This window comes from Pedobacter cryoconitis (assembly GCF_014207135.1).
Lineage (GTDB): Bacteria > Bacteroidota > Bacteroidia > Sphingobacteriales > Sphingobacteriaceae > Pedobacter > Pedobacter cryoconitis_D.
Genome location: NZ_JACHCC010000004.1, coordinates 292,630 through 310,419, shown reverse-complemented (window position 1 = coordinate 310,419; position 17,790 = coordinate 292,630). Strand labels below are relative to the sequence as shown.

General features: G+C 41.2%; 19 protein-coding genes. 8 read left to right on the top strand and 11 right to left on the bottom strand.

Annotated elements, in window-relative coordinates; all coding sequences use genetic code 11:
* Positions 1–51: 51 nt before the first annotated feature.
* Positions 52–1,326 (top strand): MFS transporter, encoded by a 1,275-nt coding sequence (locus HDF25_RS09015; protein ID WP_184624414.1) that lies wholly within the window; start codon positions 52–54, stop codon positions 1,324–1,326.
* 3 nt (positions 1,327–1,329) lie between these two features.
* Here the strand turns inward: HDF25_RS09015 and HDF25_RS09010 are convergent, their stop codons facing one another.
* From HDF25_RS09010 to HDF25_RS08970, 9 genes are all read right to left on the bottom strand, one after another.
* Positions 1,330–3,069: an ABC transporter ATP-binding protein gene (locus HDF25_RS09010; protein WP_184624413.1), complete on the bottom strand. Its 1,740-nt coding sequence runs from the start codon at positions 3,067–3,069 to the stop codon at positions 1,330–1,332.
* A 95-nt stretch (positions 3,070–3,164) separates the two neighbouring features.
* Positions 3,165–3,728 (bottom strand): ribosome recycling factor, encoded by a 564-nt coding sequence (frr, locus tag HDF25_RS09005; protein ID WP_184624412.1) that lies wholly within the window; start codon positions 3,726–3,728, stop codon positions 3,165–3,167.
* Between the two features lie 40 nt (positions 3,729–3,768).
* Positions 3,769–4,476, bottom strand: a complete 708-nt coding sequence (gene pyrH / locus HDF25_RS09000) for a UMP kinase (protein WP_184624411.1) — start codon at positions 4,474–4,476, stop codon at positions 3,769–3,771.
* 30 nt (positions 4,477–4,506) lie between these two features.
* A complete protein-coding gene (gene nagA, locus HDF25_RS08995) occupies positions 4,507–5,619 on the bottom strand; it encodes an N-acetylglucosamine-6-phosphate deacetylase (protein ID WP_184624410.1) in 1,113 nt (370 codons plus the stop codon).
* 96 nt (positions 5,620–5,715) lie between these two features.
* Positions 5,716–6,552 carry a translation elongation factor Ts gene (gene tsf, locus HDF25_RS08990; RefSeq protein ID WP_183880509.1) on the bottom strand — a complete coding sequence of 279 codons (837 nt, stop codon included), beginning with the start codon at positions 6,550–6,552 and terminating at the stop codon, positions 5,716–5,718.
* Positions 6,553–6,655: 103 nt separating this feature from the next.
* Positions 6,656–7,480 carry a 30S ribosomal protein S2 gene (gene rpsB, locus HDF25_RS08985; RefSeq protein ID WP_068404332.1) on the bottom strand — a complete coding sequence of 275 codons (825 nt, stop codon included), beginning with the start codon at positions 7,478–7,480 and terminating at the stop codon, positions 6,656–6,658.
* A 20-nt stretch (positions 7,481–7,500) separates the two neighbouring features.
* The gene (gene rpsI, locus HDF25_RS08980) at positions 7,501–7,887 is read right to left on the bottom strand and encodes a 30S ribosomal protein S9 (protein ID WP_184624409.1); all 387 of its coding nucleotides are present in this window, start codon (positions 7,885–7,887) and stop codon (positions 7,501–7,503) included.
* Between the two features lie 16 nt (positions 7,888–7,903).
* The gene (rplM, locus tag HDF25_RS08975) at positions 7,904–8,347 is read right to left on the bottom strand and encodes a 50S ribosomal protein L13 (RefSeq protein ID WP_184624408.1); all 444 of its coding nucleotides are present in this window, start codon (positions 8,345–8,347) and stop codon (positions 7,904–7,906) included.
* A 94-nt stretch (positions 8,348–8,441) separates the two neighbouring features.
* Positions 8,442–8,810, bottom strand: coding sequence for a hypothetical protein (locus HDF25_RS08970; RefSeq protein WP_184624407.1), 369 nt, complete (start codon positions 8,808–8,810; stop codon positions 8,442–8,444).
* 76 nt (positions 8,811–8,886) lie between these two features.
* Here HDF25_RS08970 and HDF25_RS08965 point away from each other — a divergent pair, with 76 nt between their 5' ends.
* From HDF25_RS08965 to HDF25_RS08950, 4 genes are all read left to right on the top strand, one after another.
* Positions 8,887–9,093, top strand: coding sequence for a YtxH domain-containing protein (locus HDF25_RS08965; RefSeq protein WP_184624406.1), 207 nt, complete (start codon positions 8,887–8,889; stop codon positions 9,091–9,093).
* 53 nt (positions 9,094–9,146) lie between these two features.
* The gene (locus HDF25_RS08960) at positions 9,147–10,550 is read left to right on the top strand and encodes an MBL fold metallo-hydrolase RNA specificity domain-containing protein (RefSeq protein ID WP_184624405.1); all 1,404 of its coding nucleotides are present in this window, start codon (positions 9,147–9,149) and stop codon (positions 10,548–10,550) included.
* Positions 10,551–10,565: 15 nt separating this feature from the next.
* Positions 10,566–11,255, top strand: a complete 690-nt coding sequence (locus HDF25_RS08955) for a class I SAM-dependent methyltransferase (protein WP_184624404.1) — start codon at positions 10,566–10,568, stop codon at positions 11,253–11,255.
* Positions 11,256–11,330: 75 nt separating this feature from the next.
* Positions 11,331–12,341, top strand: a complete 1,011-nt coding sequence (locus HDF25_RS08950; RefSeq protein ID WP_184624403.1) for an LLM class flavin-dependent oxidoreductase — start codon at positions 11,331–11,333, stop codon at positions 12,339–12,341.
* A 1-nt stretch (position 12,342) separates the two neighbouring features.
* Here the strand turns inward: HDF25_RS08950 and pepT are convergent, their stop codons facing one another.
* The gene (gene pepT, locus HDF25_RS08945; protein ID WP_184624402.1) at positions 12,343–13,599 is read right to left on the bottom strand and encodes a peptidase T; all 1,257 of its coding nucleotides are present in this window, start codon (positions 13,597–13,599) and stop codon (positions 12,343–12,345) included.
* A 95-nt stretch (positions 13,600–13,694) separates the two neighbouring features.
* On the opposite strand from pepT, the gene HDF25_RS08940 reads away from it, so the two are divergent.
* Genes HDF25_RS08940 through HDF25_RS08930 form a run of 3 tightly spaced genes read left to right on the top strand, consistent with a single transcriptional unit; the run spans position 13,695 to position 16,810 of the window.
* The gene (locus HDF25_RS08940; RefSeq protein ID WP_260409345.1) at positions 13,695–14,405 is read left to right on the top strand and encodes a hypothetical protein; all 711 of its coding nucleotides are present in this window, start codon (positions 13,695–13,697) and stop codon (positions 14,403–14,405) included.
* A 40-nt stretch (positions 14,406–14,445) separates the two neighbouring features.
* Positions 14,446–16,185 carry a M14 family metallopeptidase gene (locus HDF25_RS08935; RefSeq protein WP_184624401.1) on the top strand — a complete coding sequence of 580 codons (1,740 nt, stop codon included), beginning with the start codon at positions 14,446–14,448 and terminating at the stop codon, positions 16,183–16,185.
* Position 16,186: 1 nt separating this feature from the next.
* Positions 16,187–16,810 carry a rhomboid family intramembrane serine protease gene (locus tag HDF25_RS08930; protein ID WP_184624400.1) on the top strand — a complete coding sequence of 208 codons (624 nt, stop codon included), beginning with the start codon at positions 16,187–16,189 and terminating at the stop codon, positions 16,808–16,810.
* On the opposite strand, the gene HDF25_RS08925 is transcribed toward HDF25_RS08930, so the two are convergent.
* Entirely contained in the window at positions 16,807–17,775 is a 969-nt protein-coding gene (locus tag HDF25_RS08925) for a hypothetical protein (RefSeq protein ID WP_184624399.1), read from the bottom strand. The genes HDF25_RS08930 and HDF25_RS08925 overlap by 4 nt on opposite strands.
* Between the last annotated feature and the right edge of the window lie 15 nt (positions 17,776–17,790).

Here is a 17,790-nt window from a genome sequence, read left to right as displayed (position 1 = left end):
CATTTCCATAATGTATTGTTATGATTTACATTTGTTTAAAACCATTTTCCTTTGGATAGTCCCACGACCGTAGAAAAAAAAGACCCTTACGCTGCCCTCCGTTACAGAGAATTCAGATCTTACCTCGGTATGCGTTTCTTTTTCACCTTTGCCTATCAGATGCAGGCAGTAATTATAGGATTTCATATTTACCACCTGACTAAAGATCCGCTTGCTCTTGGGCTTATTGGTCTTTGCGAAGCTATTCCTGCTATTGGAATTGCTTTATATGGGGGATATGTTGCAGATAAATCAGAAAAAAGAGGTCTGCTAATGAAAATATTTCTGGGTGTTCTTCTCTGCTCGGTCATCATGCTGGTCTCTACCTCAGAACAGATGCATGCCTATGTACCGACCAGCTATATAGTTCCCATTATGTATATTATGGTATTTGGGATAGGTATTGCCAGAGGGTTTTTCAGTCCGGCGACCTTTTCGCTGATGGCACAGACCGTTCCTAAAGAACTCTATCCCAATTCAAGTACCTGGAACAGCTCTTCTTATATGACTGCTTCTATTGTCGGCCCTGCCATCGGTGGATTAATCTATGGCTTTTACGGGATCACAGTAACCTATACGGTGATTATATTCTTCATATTTATTGCACTGGTCTGCGTATTTTTCCTGAAATCACATCCACCTAAATATATTCCCAAAGAAAGTATCCTGAAAAGCCTGACAGAAGGTGTCCAGTTTGTCTTTAAAAGTAAGATGATGCTGGGTGCAATGAGTTTAGATCTTTTCTCTGTGTTTTTTGGGGGTGCAGTCGCTTTACTACCGGTTTTTGCCAATGATATTTTAAAAGTAGGCTCGGAAGGACTTGGGTTTATGCGTGCAGCAGCCTCATCTGGTGCAGTTCTGACGATGCTGGCCATGACCAGGATATCGCCGATGAACAAACCATGGAGAAACCTGCTGGTTGCAGTCGTTGGTTTCGGAACCAGTATTATCTGTTACGGCCTGTCTAAGAACTTCTACCTGACTTTGGTATTCCTGTTCCTCGAAGGTGCTTTTGACAGTGTCAGTGTCCTGATCAGGTCTACGATTATGCAATTATTAACACCGGACAGAATGCGTGGCAGGGTCTCGGCTGTCAATAGCATGTTTATAGGCTCCTCTAATGAAATCGGAGCCTTTGAATCGGGATTAACTGCAAAACTGATGAGAACGGTGCCTGCGGTAGTTTTTGGTGGCTGTATGACTATTGTCATTGCCGGTATTACTTATACCAAAACCAAAAGCCTGCTTGGCCTCACACTTCAGGACATACACGAAGAAACTGTCTGAGGTTTATCTTTCTCCAACCTGCTGACGCCACATGGCATAATAAAGCCCTTTTTCGGCTAAAAGTTCAGCATGTTTACCCTGTTCGATAATATGACCTTTTTCCAGCACGTAGATCCGGTCTGCATGGCGGATGGTAGATAACCTGTGCGCAATGAGGATCGTAATATGATTGGTGAAGTCTGAAACCTCCCTGATGGTCGCTGTGATCTCTTCTTCTGTTAAAGAATCGAGTGAAGAGGTCGCCTCGTCAAAAACAAGAATATCTGGTCTGCGCAATAAAGCTCTGGCAATAGACAAGCGTTGTTTTTCGCCACCAGAAACCTTCACACCACCTTCGCCGATAACCGTATCCAGTCCTTTATCCGCACGGGACAATAGCGTTTGACAGGCTGCCTGCTCCATTACCCTTAAACACTCCTCATCTGTAGCATCAGGGCGTACAAACTGTAGGTTCTCCCTGATTGTACCGGAGAATAATTGTGTGTCCTGGGTAACAAAACCAATCTTCTCTCTTAACTGATCCAGATCTACCTCACTGCTCGATATATTATTATACAGTACTTCCCCGATCTCCGGCTGATAAAGACCTACAAGAAGCTTTACCAGGGTCGTTTTACCAGAACCTGAAGGACCTACAAAGGCAATTGTTTCACCGTCGTTTACTTTAAAGCTGATCTCATTTAAGGCATTTGATTTCCCGGTAAGATGTCTGAAACTTAATCCCGAAAACTCAAGCGATTCAATTTTATGAAGAATTTTAGGATTTAAAGGTTTCTGATCCACTGGTGTATTGAGGATCTTCCTGAAATTTCCTAACGAGACCTCTGCTTCTCTCCAGGAAAGAATCACATTACCTAACTCCTGTAAAGGGCCAAAAAGGAAAAAGGAATAAAATAAGAAGGAGAAATACTGCCCCGCAGAAATCGTATTCTCAAAAATGAGGATCAGCAGCACAACCACCATCGCACTTCTGACCAGGTTAACTGTTGTACCTTGTACAAAACTCATGCTCCTCACATACTTTACCTTCCGGAGTTCAAGGCCCAGTATTTTGTAAGTAGTTTTATTCAGACGGTCAATTTCCTGATTGGCTAGTCCAAGACTCTTCACCAGCTCTATATTTCTTAAGGATTCGGTTGTTGAGCCTGCTAATGCCGTTGTTTCCGCTACAATATTCCGTTGAATTACCTTGATCTTACGACTCAGGAACCAACTGACAAAGCTAATCACAGGAATAGCCAGGAAATAAATAAGGGTCACTTTATAACTTACCGTCACCGAATAGACAATGACGAAAACCATTCCGATCAGACTTACAAACAAGACACTGATAAATGAAATGATAAACTTTTCGCTGTCCAGCCTTACTTTCTGTAAAATACCCAGTGTTTCACCACTCCGCTGATCTTCAAAGACCTGATAAGGCAATTCGAGCGAGTGTTTTAAACCGTCCGCATACATCTGTGCGCCAACTTTCTGCACGATGATGCTGGTAAAATAATCCTGAAAATTCTTGGCAATACGGGAAACCATAGCCGCACCAACGCCCAATCCGATGAGCCCCAGAACGCCCCAGACAAACTGATCACGGCTCAGTACATCTTTTTTTTCAATGAACCGGTCTACAATCCGGCCCGTAATATAAGGATCCAGTAAAGAAAAGCCGATGTTAATAGCAGCAAGGAACAATGCCAGGCAAACAATCCATTTATAATTTTTTAGATACTGGATGAGTAAATTCATGTAGAAAAAAAATAAAGCCCAAAAATAGACAAAGGGAATTTAGCTTTTGCCAAATTCCCTTTTAATTACGCTTACATTATATTTAGGTTATAACCTTATACAGTCATTACGTCTTTTTCTTTTGCTTCGGCGTGTTTATCAACCTTTACAATATAGATATCTGTTATTTTCTGTACTTCAGCTTCACCAGTTTTGATCTCGTCATCAGAAACACTTTCACCTTTCAGCTTTTTGATTTTCTCATTCGCATCTTTACGGATGTTACGAATAGTGATACGACCACGTTCAGCTTCTTCTTTAACCTTTTTTACCAGGTCTTTTCTGCGTTCTTCAGTCAGTGGCGGAACTACCAGACGGATAACAATACCATCATTCTGTGGATTAATACCGATGTTTGCCTCCATAATTGCACGTTCAATAGGAACAAGCATATTTTTTTCCCAGGGCTGGACTAATATAGTACGCGCATCAGGTGTATTCAAACTTGCAACCTGGCCTAAACCAGTAGCGCTTCCATAATAGTCAACCGTAATTCCATCCAGCATACCAACTGAAGCTTTACCCGCGCGTATCTTGGTCAATTCAGATTCACAATGTGCAATTGCCTTGTCCATTGTAGCCTGAGCATCTTGTAATTGTTTCTTTATGAGGTCATTCATAATTTGTGCTTTTTATCAAAAAAATATATTTGTATTAAATTTAGCCTCTAACAAGGGTTCCGATCTCTTCTCCCTGAGCAATTTTCATAAAGTTCCCGGTTTTATTCATATCAAAAACGATAATAGGCAATTCGTTTTCTTCACATAGGGTGAAAGCGGTCATGTCCATCACGTTTAAACCTTTTGCATAAACCTCTTTGAAAGAAATCTCAGAGTAACGGGTTGCTGAAGGATCTTTTTCAGGATCTGCTGTATAGATACCATCTACACGGGTTCCTTTAAGTACGACATCAGCTTTAATCTCAATGGCACGCAATGCTGCTGCCGAGTCAGTCGTGAAGTATGGATTTCCGGTACCGGCACCAAATATAACTACACGTCCTTTTTCAAGGTGTCTTACAGCCCTTCTACGGATAAATGGTTCACAGATCTGCTCCATTTTAATTGCAGTAAGTAATCTTGTTTTAAGTCCTACTTTTTCCAGCGCATCCTGCAAAGCCATACTGTTGATCACAGTGGCCAGCATTCCCATATAATCAGCCTGTGCACGATCCATTCCGGATTTTTCTGCACTCAGGCCTCTGAAAATATTACCGCCACCAATAACTATAGCAATTTCCAGTCCCTGTGCATGAACAGCTTTAATATCTTCAGCGTACTGTTTTACGATGTCATTATCAATACCATATTGCTTTTCGCCCATTAGCGACTCGCCGCTTAACTTGAGTAGGATCCTTTTATACTTCATGACTCCAAAAATAACCATTTGTTTTAATTATTAAGCCGAAATGTTTAAACCAGCTACAAAAACCTTTCTTAAATCCAGTTTATCCGTTAATAACACTAAATCAGCTGCTTTCCCTACAGTGACCCCACCGTATTTATCGCCGAGTTTCAACAGCCTTGCCGGACGCTCCGAAGCCATATTTAAAGCCACATCCAACGGTATCCCGCAATGTTTAACACAGTTATCAACCGCTTCCAGCATGGTAATTTTTGATCCCGAAATGGTTCCGTCGGGCATGACATAGGTTGTTTCTCCTAACTGGTGTTTATAGGGGCCTACAATGCAAGTGGTAACCGCATCCGTAATCAGGAATAACCTCTCCGGCATCAGTTTGTAGGTCATCTTAACGACCTCAAAATCAACATGGGCACCGTCAGCGATGATACTGGCCATAGCGACAGGGTGATTAAATATAGCCGCAGGTAAATTCAGGTTCCGGTGATGGATAGGGGGCATCGCATTATACAAATGGGTAGTAGTCGTAAAACCGCTGCTAAATGCCAGGTTAGCCTGTTCATAATTAGCATCGCTATGCCCAAGGGACAATACAATTCCCTGGCCCAGAATATAATCAATCACCTCCTTGTCCTGGAGTTCATGCGCTATAGTCATCATTTTAACAACTCCACCGGCATCTTCAAGCAGGTCTTTCACTTCCTCCAGAGACGCCTTATGGACTAATTCACCAGGATGGGCACCCAGACGTTTTGGATTTAAATAAGGCCCTTCCAGGTGTAAACCTAAGAAAGCACGGGCTTCGGACCTGTAAGCTTTAGCGGTAGCAATCGCCTCTTTAAACACGGCTATCGTATTGGTTGCTAAACAAACCAGGAAACCTGTTGTTCCTTTACGAACCAGGTCATCATCCATTTGTCTTAATGTTTCTACAGTAGGATAAGCAGAAAACAGGTTACCACCACTCCCATAGATCTGAAGATCTATAAAACCAGGGCTGAGGTAATTCCCCTGTCCATCGATAATTTCATATCCTGCCGGAATAATATCAGTGGTTATGGACTGGATCAACCCTTCTGCGATTAGAACATTCGCATCAGTAATCAGTTGCCCATCTTTAAAAAACTTTGAATTCTTAATTGCGATCATATATCTCCGGAATAATTTATGCTGAGAGTCATCATAAATATAGGGCAAAAAAAAAGTCCCTTAAAATAAGGGACCTTTTAATTTATCATGAAGGAACTATGATCCTAATTGAACACGTTTAAATGCTGTAACAGTTAAATCTTTAGCTGTGTCATTTAAAAATTTACGAACGTCTTTAGAAGAATCCTTAACAAATTCCTGGTTTAATAAAGTACTGTCTTTGTAGAACTTGTTCAGTTTACCAGCAGCAATTTTTTCAACCATTTCTTCAGGTTTTCCTTCAGCACGGATTTGCTCTTTAGCAATTTCCATTTCACGCTCGATAGTGTGTGTATCTACATCAGCTTTGTCTAAAGCAACCGGGTTCATTGCAGCAATTTGCATTGCAACATCTTTTCCAGCTTCGTCAGCACCAGCAACTGCCTGGTTTAAAGCAACCAGAACACCTAAACGGTAGTTACTGTGGATGTAAGGGATAACTTTTTCGCCTGATACTGTTTCAAATTTAGAGATACCAATTTTCTCTCCGATTTTACCAGTGTTTTCAACGATGATATCAGAAACTTTCTGACCGTCAACTTCAAGAGCTAAAAGTTCTTCTAAAGTAGCTGGGTTTTTCTCTACAGCTAAATCAGTGAATTTGTTAGCTAAAGCGATGAAATCAGCATTTTTAGCCACGAAATCAGTTTCGCAGTTTAATTCAACTACAACACCACGTTTTCCGTCAGCTGTAGCTTTTGCGATTACAACACCTTCGTTAGAATCACGATCCTGACGACTTGCTGCAACTTTAGCTCCTTTTTTACGTAAGTAATCAACCGCAGCTTCGAAATCGCCATTGGCCTCTATTAATGCTTTTTTGCAATCCATCATACCGGCACCGGTCTGTTGGCGTAATTTGTTTACATCTGCTGCAGAAATTTGTACTGACATTTTATTTTCTTTTTTAAGTTTTTATCTAAAAAATTATGGGTTGTACATTGTATGTTGTAAGTAAAACCCGCAACGCACAACATACAACCCAAAAATATATTATTTATGCTTCGCTTGTACCTTCTTCGGTTTCAGCATTTTCTTTTCTTGCTCTTCTAGCGCCAGGTGCAGCAGTTTCAGGAGCATCAGCAGCAGTTTTAGCAGCTACAGCTTCTTTTTCAGCTTCATCATCTTTTTCACGTTTACGCTCATCTAAACCTTCTTCGATTGCTTTGATGATAACATCAGTAATTAAAGAGATAGATTTAGTTGCATCATCATTCGCCGGGATAGGGAAATCGATGTTAGAAGGATCAGAGTTAGTATCAACCATTGCGAAAGTTGGAATGTTTAATTTCAACGCCTCGCTAACAGCGATATGCTCTTTTTTAACGTCAATTAAAAAGATAGCAGCTGGTAAACGGTTTAAATCCGCGATACCACCTAATAAGCTTTCCAATTTGATACGCTCACGCTGGATCATCAAACGCTCTTTCTTAGAAAGAATAGAGTAAGTACCGTCTTTAGTCATTTTATCGATGTTAGACATCTTTTTGATTGACTTACGTACAGTCTGGAAGTTAGTTAACATACCACCTAACCAACGCTCAGTTACGAAAGGCATGTTTACTTTTCTTGCTTGATCAGCAACGATTTCTTTAGCTTGTTTCTTAGTCGCTACAAATAAGATCTTACGACCTGATTTTACGATCTGTTTGATCGCTGAAGCAGCTTCTTCAGTTTTAGTTAAAGTTTTGTTTAAATCTATAATGTGAATCCCGTTGCGTTCCATAAAAATATATGGTGCCATTTTCGGATTCCATTTGCGGGTAAGGTGACCAAAGTGTACACCTGCATCCAATAAGTCTTGATATGTTGTTCTTGCCATTGTCTTTGTCCTCCTTGAGATTAACGTTTACTGAATTGGAACTTTTTACGAGCTTTCTTACGTCCTGGTTTCTTACGTTCAACCATACGCATATCACGGGTCATTAACCCTTTAGCACGTAATGCCGGTTTTTTCTCAGCATCTAATTCGACAATAGCTTTAGCGATCGCTAAACGAACAGCTTCTGCCTGGCCTTTAATACCACCTCCTGCTACGTTAACCATAACATCATACTGTCCAACAAGTTCTGAAACTTCAAAACTTTGGTTTACAATATATTGCAAAGGTAATGTAGGGAAATATACTTTGTGATCTTTACTGTTTACAGTAATTGTACCGTTGCCTTCTTTCATGTAGATTCGCGCAACAGCAGTTTTTCTTCTTCCTGAAGTGTTAGTAACTGACATTTCTTTCTTCCTTTAATTAAAGTGTAATGGTTTTTGGTGATTGTGCTGCATGAGGATGCTCAGTACCTGCATAAACAAATAAGTTGGTGTATAATTTTGCACCTAATTTTGTTTTAGGTAACATACCACGAACTGCTTTTTCTACTACACGTCTCGGATGTTTCGCCAATAACTCTTTTGGAGAGATGAAACGCTGACCACCTGGATATCCAGTATATGAGATGTACTGTTTATCGTTCATCTTGTTTCCGGTCAACTTAATCTTGTCTGCATTGATAACGATCACATTATCTCCGCAGTCTACGTGTGGGGTATACTCAGGCTTGTTTTTACCACGGATGATCATTGCGATCTTCGATGACAAGCGCCCCAAAATCTCGCCTTGTGCATCAATAACAACCCACTGTTTGTTAACAGTTTTAGCATTGGCAGAGACAGTTTTGTAACTTAACGTATTCACTTGCTTGTATTTAATTTGTTAAACAATTATTTTTTCTCCCTAGGATTTAGGGACTGCAAAGATAGATTAATATGTTTAATTGTCAAATAGTTACTCATCTTTTTTTATCTATTTTTTCATACCAGCTCTTTAAAAGCTGCAAAAAGATAGTAAAATCGAATAATAGCCCCGAAATAATCAGTCTGATCGTTACTCCCGGGTAATAGTGGTGCCCAATAGCATCAATGAATAAAGAAACAGCTCCATAACCCATATACAAAGCATATAATAGAGTTATTCCCGCGCAAAGCCATTGCCACAGGGACCAGTCGCGCTTTTCGTTCTCCAGGTTCAGCAAAGCCATCCAGTTAAATACAACCACGACAAGCAAACCGAAAACCACGATTCTGTTGCCATCCTGCAGATAAGCGAGGAAATAAACAACTGCAAACACCAGATTCAGATAGGATAAAGTTCTCAGCATTAAATATCCTTTTTTTAAATAAAAATGAACCTTTTTATCCTCATATTGTTATCCTCATACAAAAAAGACAATTATCATGACAAAAGAAACAAAAATAGTTGCAGGTATATTAGCAGGAGCTGCCCTAGGTGCTGCGGTAGCATTAGTTTTATCTTCAGACAAGAGTGATGACCTTAAAGACAAAGTTACAGACTGGTTCTGTGATTTACTGGACGCTTCCAAAGATAAGCTATCTGATGTAGCCGGTAACGTAAAAGACACAATAGCAAAAGTAAGAGCCTAAAATAGATAACGCCGGTTTTACCGGCGTTATCATTAAAATTAAATACCTTATAGATGAAGATCGCTTTCCACGGTGCAGCACGCACCGTTACTGGTAGCAAACACCTTGTTACCCTGAATGACAACACCCAAATACTACTAGACTGTGGCCTGTTTCAGGGCATGGGAGAAGCGACAGAAAACCTCAACAGCAACTTTGGCTTTGACCCTTCAAAAGTAACACACCTTATTCTTTCACATGCACATATTGACCATTGTGGATTAATCCCCCGGTTAGTTGCACAAGGATTTGCAGGACATATATATAGTACCCCTGCAACTAAAGACCTGACCCGGATCCTGTTACTGGACTCGGCAAAGATTCAGGAACAGGATGCTGAATATGCAAATAAGAAGAGACCTGAAGGCGAACCAGAAGAACAGCCACTTTATACAGAGGAAGATGTAGTCAAGACATTAACCTTGTTTAAAACGATAGACTATAATACAGATTTTGCCATTAGTCCGGCGATAACCGTATCATTCACTGATGCAGGACATATCGTAGGAAGCGCAGCTGTTCACCTTACCTTAAAAGAAGACGGAAAATCTACCAGGCTTACTTTCAGTGGTGACGTTGGCCGTTATGGTGACCTCCTGTTAAAAAGCCCTCAGACTTTCTCACAGGCAGATTATATAATTATGGAGTCTACTTATGGAGACTCTCTGCACAAAGACCTTGAACCGATCGAAAATATGTTGTTCGAGATCATTCAGCAGACCTGTATGGTCAAAAAGGGTAAGGTAGTAATTCCGGCATTCAGCGTAGGCAGAACCCAGGAGCTATTGTATGCTTTAAACAGCCTTGAACTGAAGCACAAATTACCAGCTGTCAATTATTATGTAGACAGCCCATTGTCTATGCAGGCCACTCAGGTATTGAAAGATCATCCTGAGGTCTATAATAACGGTGTGAAAGAAGTCATGAAGACAGATCATGATCCATTTGACTTCAAAGGCCTGAAATTCATAGAAAGCGTAGAAGAATCCAAAGCGCTGAATAATGACAGCAGGCCCTGTGTGATTATATCGGCATCAGGCATGGCCGATGGAGGCAGGGTAAGACATCATATCCGCAATACGATCGGTGATCACAAAAACACGATTCTGATGGTCGGTTATTGTTCACCAGGTTCATTAGGAGGCCGTTTACTGGCAGGCGATCAATCGGTGTACCTTTTCAGAGAGACCTATCAGGTGGTTGCAGAAATACAATCCATCAAATCCATGAGTGCACACGGAGATTACGAAGATTTACTTCATTTCCTTTCTTCTCAGCGCCCGGAACAGGTTAAACAGCTTTTCCTGGTACACGGAGAGTATCCTGTTCAGCAGCATTTTGCCAGCAGGCTGAATGATCATGGGTTCAAACAGGTCATGATCCCGGAACATCACCACGTATTTGATTGTAATATTTAGATATCTTTGCCCCCGATGGATGTTTTCGGAAATGCTTTACAAGATCAGTTTACCAACGGTAATGCAGCCACCTTATGGCTGCATAATTCATATGACGAACCAGAAGAGATGCCCGTAGACATCTTTTTTCGGACGGAAGAAGAGATGCCGGATATTGAACTGGAAGCTATGGATCTTTGCGAAGGCCGGGTACTGGATGTTGGCGGAGGAGCCGGCAGCCATGCACTAATCCTTCAGGGGCGGGGTTTCGATGTGGTCGCGCTGGATATTTCTGCCGCTGCTGTTTCAATCATGAAAAACAGGGGCGTAAAAAATGCCGTACAGGGTGATGTATTCAGTTACCAGGGTGAGAAATTTGACACCTTATTATTTCTGATGAACGGAATTGGGCTTACAGGCACTCTGGATGGCTTCAAAACATTCCTGAACCATGCTAAATCATTACTGAATGAAGACGGACAGTTATTATTTGACACTTCAGACATTTCCTATTTATATGAGGAGATGGAGAAACCTCTTGATAAATACCATGGAGAAATAGCCTATCAATACGAATACAAGGATCAGAAAGGGGAGTGGTTTAACTGGTTGTACCTGGATCCTGCCTTACTCAAAGTCATTGCTAAAGAATGCGGCTGGGAATGCCACCTGCTATTTGATGACGGAGAGGATCAGTATCTGGCAGAGATGAGAGTTGCTCAATAATCTGGAAGTCAAAATAATTCAGAAAATCCATTATCAAAACCTGAGACTGTATTTTTACTGTTCATTTTACCCCCTATGAGCAGCAAAAATATCCGGTTGAGCATCCTTGATCAGTCACCTGTCAGAAAAGGTGTGACTGCCAGTCAGGCTATCAAAGAAACCATTGAACTTGCAAAACTGGCCGACAATTTAGGCTATACCCGTTTCTGGGTTTCAGAACATCATAATACCACCACACTTGCTGGCTCCACACCCGAAGTGCTGATTGCACATCTGGCAGGAGAAACCCAAAATATAAGATTAGGATCCGGAGGCGTCATGTTACCGAATCACAGTGCCCTGAAGGTTGCTGAAAACTTTCGGATGCTCGAAGTATTGTTCCCGGGGAGAATAGATCTCGGTCTGGGCAGGGCACCAGGTACAGACAGGATCACAGCGAGTATACTCAATCCTTCCAATCAATGGAAAGAACAGGACTTTTTAGAACAGTTGGTTGATCTGAGAAACTATCTGCATGATACGGCGGAACCAGGTACGATACAGGAAAAAATTACTGCCATTCCCAAAGCACTTACCGTCCCGCCACTATGGTTGTTAAGCTCCAGTGGTCAGAGTGGTATATTTGCAGCTCATTTTGGCATGAATATGTCATTTGCCCATTTTATTAATCCTCATGGTGGCCCCGAAGCCGTACAGCTTTACCGTGAACGCTTCCAACCCTCTATAGATAATATTGCCCCGGAAGCTAACGTCAGCGTATTTGTTTTTTGCTCGGAAGATGAGGAGCTTATTTCCCGTCAGCAGGCACTGATGGACTATCGTTTTCTCCAGCTTGAAAAAGGAGGCAGATTATTTTCTGTAAGTTATGAGGATATTAAAAATGTCAGCTACAATAGCGCCGAACAGGAAAGGATCAACCATAACAGACAAAGGGTGTTGAGCGGAACACCGGATGTCCTGAAGGAAAAAATAGATACATTGCTTACCAATTACCAGGTAGACGAGCTAATGGCCGTCACCATTACCGAGGGCTTCGAAGAGCGTATACGCTCTTATGAATTACTGGCAGCAATGTATCTGAAATAACTTATTTACTCTTTTCTTCCCAGATCTGAGCAATATTAATGATAGTTTCAACTGCTTTTTCCATGTCCTGCACGGAAGCCCATTCCTGCTTGCCATGGAAAGCATGTTCTCCGGCAAAAACATTCGGACAAGGCAGCCCCATCAGAGATAATCTCGATCCGTCTGTTCCTCCTCTGATACTTTGTTTTTTAACCTGTATACCTGCTCTTTCGATAGCCAGAACACCATATTCCAATACCTGAGGATGCTGATCCAGTACCTTTTTCATATTACGGTACTGTTCTTTAATTTTAAGTTCATAGGTAGAGTTAGGATAAGCAGTCATCACCTGTTTAACAATAGTTTCCAGTGTCTGTCCGTGTTCCGCTAATAAAGCATCATCAAAATCACGGATAATAAAATGTGCTTCTGCCTGCTCTACATTTCCGTGCATAGTTACCGGATGTAAAAAGCCTTCCTTTTTGGCCGTAGCCTCAGGAGTCAGCCTGTCTTTTGGTAATGCACTGATGATATCACTCAGGATTTTAATAGCACTTTCCATTTTACCTCTTGCAAAACCCGGATGTGAACTGACACCATGTATAATTAACACAGCCCCATCCGCTGAGAAAGTTTCATCCTCAATAGAGCCGCAGGTTTCTCCATCAATGGTATACGCAAAATCAGCACCCAGTTTCTTAAGGTCTGCTTTGTCAACCCCTCTGCCAATTTCTTCATCAGGTGTAAACAGAATTCTTATTTTACCATGCTTAATCTCCGGATGCTGCATCAGAAAAGCCGCAGCTTCCATAATTTCTGCTAAACCAGCCTTATTATCCGCCCCTAGCAAGGTAGTTCCGCTGGCCGTAATAATATCATTACCAATCTGGTCCTTCAGGTCTCTGTGTTCGCTCATTCTGAGTACTACTGTATGATCATCGGGTAACACCAGGTCCTCCCCCTGATAATTGGTATGTATAATTGGCTTTACTCCATAACCGCTGCAATCCGGCGAGGTATCCATATGGGAACAGAAACAAATTACCGGAACATCTTTTTCCGTATTCGAAGGGATAGTCGCATAAACATATCCGTATTCATCGAGATGCGCATCAGACACACCTATTTCCAATAGCTGCGCTACGAGCACCTTCCCCAGATTTTTTTGCTTTTCTGTCGAAGGGACACTTGCCGACTCAGGATCAGACTGTGTATCTATTTTTACATATTCAGTAAATCTATTTTGTAAAGTTTTACCTGTGTTCTGATATTTTAGCATAATTTTAAAAAAAGTAAAGGCCCGTTTAAATTTATATTACCCAGGCGCTAAAGATAACCAAAGATGATATTTTATCTATAAACAATCAGCATAACTTGAAAAGGATACTTATAATAACCGTTCTACTGGCCGTTACATTTTCTTCATTTGCACAGTCAAATTTTTACAAACTTTCTGTCGGCGCAGGGGGAGGTATCACTCAATCCTTTACAGATCTCCGGAAACATGATTTTGGCGCAGCAGGATACGGCACGCTGGATTATCTGCTGACCCCCTTCCTCAGTATCGGACTGGAGCTTCAGAAAGGGGAAATCAACGGAGGTAGTATCCGCACTGATCCTGACAACCGCCAATTCATTAATTCCTACCTGACGGGGTCATTCAATTTTAAAATATCTTTGGGACAAATTATAGATTTTAACTATAATAACTCTTTTAATAACCTCAAAGGCTTATATATTGGCTCTGGAATTGGGGTTATTAAAAACAAGATGAAAGGAATTAACCGTTACAGCTTCACAGACCCGCCTGTTTATTATCCGGGAGATGATACTTCGTCTGACGTTTATTTTCCCCTGAACCTGGGGATAAACTTTTATTTCCCGGATCATGAAGGCTTTTACAGATACGTACTTAACTTTAACTGCCAGAGCAATATTACCCTGGGCGAAGGACTGGACGGCTATGACAATACCAGCATAACCCGTAAATCAGGCAAAACGAATATCTATAATTTCTATACTGTCGGGGTGAAGTATAACTTTGGTAAACTGGGATTGTTTAAGAAGACCTTCAGGAGGTTTTAACCTGATGAAACTAATCATAACGCGCTAACATCAAATTCTAATGAAGTACTTTTTATTGTTTTTAAGCCTTACCTTAACGATGGAAACATTTGCACAGCAAACGCCTTACGAACTCAGTAATAAGAATCAAACTGCCACTTATCAGCAAGCTATTGATTATTACAAACAACTGGCTAAGACTTATCCTCAGGCCAAATTGCTTTCCTATGGTAATACTGATTTCGGGAAACCACTTAATCTGCTGGTGTTGTCCAGGAACAAAATCTTTAATCCCGCTGAGATCAGAAAAAACAATCAAAGAATATTATTGATCAACAACGGGATTCACCCCGGAGAACCTGAAGGTATTGATGCTTCTATGATGCTGGCAAGAGACCTGCTCAAGGGTAACCGTTTACCAGAAAATGTAGTGATCTGCATCATTCCCATTTACAATATCGACGGCTCTTTCAATCGCAGCAGCACGTCCAGGGCAAACCAGAACGGCCCTGAAGCTTATGGTTTCAGGGGGAACAGTAAAAATTATGATCTGAACCGGGACTTTATTAAAACGGACTCGAAAAATTCGGCAGCTTTTCAGGAAATATTCAATCTCTGGCAACCAGAAATTTTTGTAGATACCCATACCAGCAATGGGGCTGATTACCAGTACACCATGACCCTGATCCCGACTCAGAAAGACAAACTGAACCCAGTTCTTGCAGGTTACCTGACGCAGACCATGGTTCCTGCACTTTATGCAGAGATGAAGAAAAAAGGTTATGAGCTGATCCCTTATATCAACTCCATAGAAAATACGCCGGATGCAGGAATAACTGGTTTCCTGGAAACCCCGCGTTATTCGACCGGTTATGCCGCGCTGCATAATACAATCGGCTTTATGCCGGAGACCCATATGCTTAAGGTCTATCAAAAAAGAGTAGAATCCACTTACCAGTTATTACAAACCTATATTGACCTGGTGAGCAGAGATGCGAAAATAATTGGTGAGAACCGACGGAAAGCAGACGAAGCTGTCAGCAAACAAAAGGAATTCCCGCTGAGCTGGAAGCTGAATGAAAATACTTATGAGCTGTTATCGTTCAAGGGTTTTGAAGCCAAATATAAACCAAGTGCAGTAAGTGGTGCTGACAGACTTTATTACGACAGGAATGCACCTTACACGAAAGAAATCAAGTACTGGAATAAATTTGAACCCCAGGTCACCGTAGAAAAACCGGTTGCTTATATCATCCCCAAAGCATGGGACAGGGTCGTTGAACTACTGAAACTAAACGGCGTAAAAGTACAGGAGCTAAAAGACAATATGACTTTAGCTGTTGACGTTTATTATATCAGTGACTATAAAACTGCATCAAGACCTTATGAAGGCCATTACCTGCACAACAGTGTTCAGCTCAGTACAAAAAACCAGACGCTGAACTTCTATAAAGGTGATTACCTTGTTTATACTGACCAGCCGCAAAACAGGTACATCATGGAAACACTGGAACCACAGGCAACTGACTCCTTCTTTAACTGGAATTTTTTCGATTCTGTTTTAGATCAGAAAGAACATTATTCTGCCTATGTATTTGAAGATACAGCAGCCGGATTATTAAAAGAAAACCCTGATCTGAAGACAAAACTGGACCAAAAAAAACTGAGTGACAGTTCTTTTGCCCAGAATCCGGCAGCACAACTGGAGTTTGTGTACAAAAACTCTAATTACTACGAAAACACGCATTTACGCTATCCAATTACTAGATTGCAGAAAAATATAAAAAACGATTCCAAATAATATGATTGAATACCTGATAAACACCCCTGTTGCCTCCCTGATCTTCATCTTCACGCTGGTTACCAGTATATATGCATTCAATGACCCTTCCCTTTACGGAAAGTTCATGCTTCATCCTTACAGTGTTTACCGCAGAAGTAATGTCTATACATTGATTACCAGCGGACTGATCCACGGAAGCTGGATGCATCTGATATTTAATATGTTTACCTTTTATTTCTTCGCATTCAATCTGGAAGCGACTGTCGGAAGTCTGAGATTTGGCCTGATTTATTTTTTGGGCTTAATTCTGAGTGATATCCCCTCAGTGATCAAACATAAAGATGATTTTCATTACCATAGCCTGGGTGCTTCAGGAGCTATCTCTGCTGTGTTATTCAGCTATATTTTATTCTACCCGCTGAACACCCTGATGATTTTTCCTTTACCAATACCGATCTGGTCAGCGTTATTCGGCGTATTATACCTGTTGTACTCTTATTATATGTCAAAAAATTCGAGGGACAACATCAACCATGACGCACACCTTTTCGGGGCCATTACAGGGATCATCATCACCATACTGGTTGTGCCTGGTATTGTACCACATTTTCTCTCTGCGATTACCGGCCGTTTCGGCGGTTAACCTGCCGGAGGTAAAGAAGGTGGATTAAAATAACTTGTTGGTGCAGTCGGATCTTTTCTGATTTCCATCAGCAGGTTACCCCATGGTTTCCAGAAATTTTCCAGTACCTGTGCATAGGTTTTGTGCTGCCATACATCAAAAAGTGGCTTATTCATCGTCCCCCTCAAAGGCATTGCATCGATATAAACCGAACCATCTACCGGCATAATGGTGTATTCAGGTAAACGGTTAAACAGATAGGCAGAGTAAAAGAACCTGGCACAAAGCTCTTCAAACTGCTGATCGGTCACCGGCTGACCTGTGATCTGATCAAGGATTTCCTGGTGATAACGTTTATTAGTTCCATTATCCTGCAAACAGGCTATGATTCCGAAATCCTTAAGTTTTAAAGAGAAGGTAAGTGTATTAATTTCATCTCTGAAGCTAAAAGGGATATCGTCCTGTGTTAATGGCACAATCACAATAGACCAGGGTGTAAAATCCTCCAGTACTACACTACGGTAAATACCCTGGATCATCGTTTGCAGATTCCCGAATTTATGCATCAGACCCTGCGACATATTTAAGCCGTCATCGCTGATCTGCTGCAATTTTACAGCCGCATTCATTTCTATATAGATCAGGCTGTATAAGAACTTACCTATCCATTTAAACAGGTCGAGTTCATCCAGCTGTGACACGCCTGCATATCCCTTTTCAAATGCCGCGGCTATTTTTTCTTCCAGAGGCTGAATGAAATTGAGCAAGACCTCTTCGCTAACGGGTACCTTGAGTGTATTGTATGACCTGATACTTTCATCCAGCAATTTAATCTGTTCATCTCCGCTAAAATTAGCCTTCTCCAGCAACCATGCAGGTAAGATATTAGTCTCTACTATTGGCGATGTAAAAGTATCCCCGCTCAGGAAGCAGTTTTTATATTTAAAATCGAAGTTTTTAAACGGCTGATAAATTGTACTGGTCATATGAGGCACAATATT

Excerpts from the sequence above, each read along its gene's own strand:
- HDF25_RS08955 (WP_184624404.1), top strand. The coding sequence starts at position 10,566 with ATGGATGTTTTCGGAAATGCTTTACAAGATCAGTTTACCAACGGTAAT.
- pyrH (WP_184624411.1), bottom strand. The coding sequence starts at position 4,476 with ATGAAGTATAAAAGGATCCTACTCAAGTTAAGCGGCGAGTCGCTAATG.
- frr (WP_184624412.1), bottom strand. The coding sequence starts at position 3,728 with ATGAATGACCTCATAAAGAAACAATTACAAGATGCTCAGGCTACAATG.
- HDF25_RS08950 (WP_184624403.1), top strand. The coding sequence starts at position 11,331 with ATGAGCAGCAAAAATATCCGGTTGAGCATCCTTGATCAGTCACCTGTC.
- pepT (WP_184624402.1), bottom strand. The coding sequence starts at position 13,599 with ATGCTAAAATATCAGAACACAGGTAAAACTTTACAAAATAGATTTACT.
- rpsI (WP_184624409.1), bottom strand. The coding sequence starts at position 7,887 with ATGTCAGTTACTAACACTTCAGGAAGAAGAAAAACTGCTGTTGCGCGA.
- tsf (WP_183880509.1), bottom strand. The coding sequence starts at position 6,552 with ATGTCAGTACAAATTTCTGCAGCAGATGTAAACAAATTACGCCAACAG.
- nagA (WP_184624410.1), bottom strand. The coding sequence starts at position 5,619 with ATGATCGCAATTAAGAATTCAAAGTTTTTTAAAGATGGGCAACTGATT.
- HDF25_RS08935 (WP_184624401.1), top strand. The coding sequence starts at position 14,446 with ATGAAGTACTTTTTATTGTTTTTAAGCCTTACCTTAACGATGGAAACA.
- rpsB (WP_068404332.1), bottom strand. The coding sequence starts at position 7,480 with ATGGCAAGAACAACATATCAAGACTTATTGGATGCAGGTGTACACTTT.
- HDF25_RS08960 (WP_184624405.1), top strand. The coding sequence starts at position 9,147 with ATGAAGATCGCTTTCCACGGTGCAGCACGCACCGTTACTGGTAGCAAA.
- HDF25_RS08930 (WP_184624400.1), top strand. The coding sequence starts at position 16,187 with ATGATTGAATACCTGATAAACACCCCTGTTGCCTCCCTGATCTTCATC.
- HDF25_RS09010 (WP_184624413.1), bottom strand. The coding sequence starts at position 3,069 with ATGAATTTACTCATCCAGTATCTAAAAAATTATAAATGGATTGTTTGC.
- HDF25_RS08970 (WP_184624407.1), bottom strand. The coding sequence starts at position 8,810 with ATGCTGAGAACTTTATCCTATCTGAATCTGGTGTTTGCAGTTGTTTAT.
- HDF25_RS08925 (WP_184624399.1), bottom strand. The coding sequence starts at position 17,775 with ATGACCAGTACAATTTATCAGCCGTTTAAAAACTTCGATTTTAAATAT.
- HDF25_RS08965 (WP_184624406.1), top strand. The coding sequence starts at position 8,887 with ATGACAAAAGAAACAAAAATAGTTGCAGGTATATTAGCAGGAGCTGCC.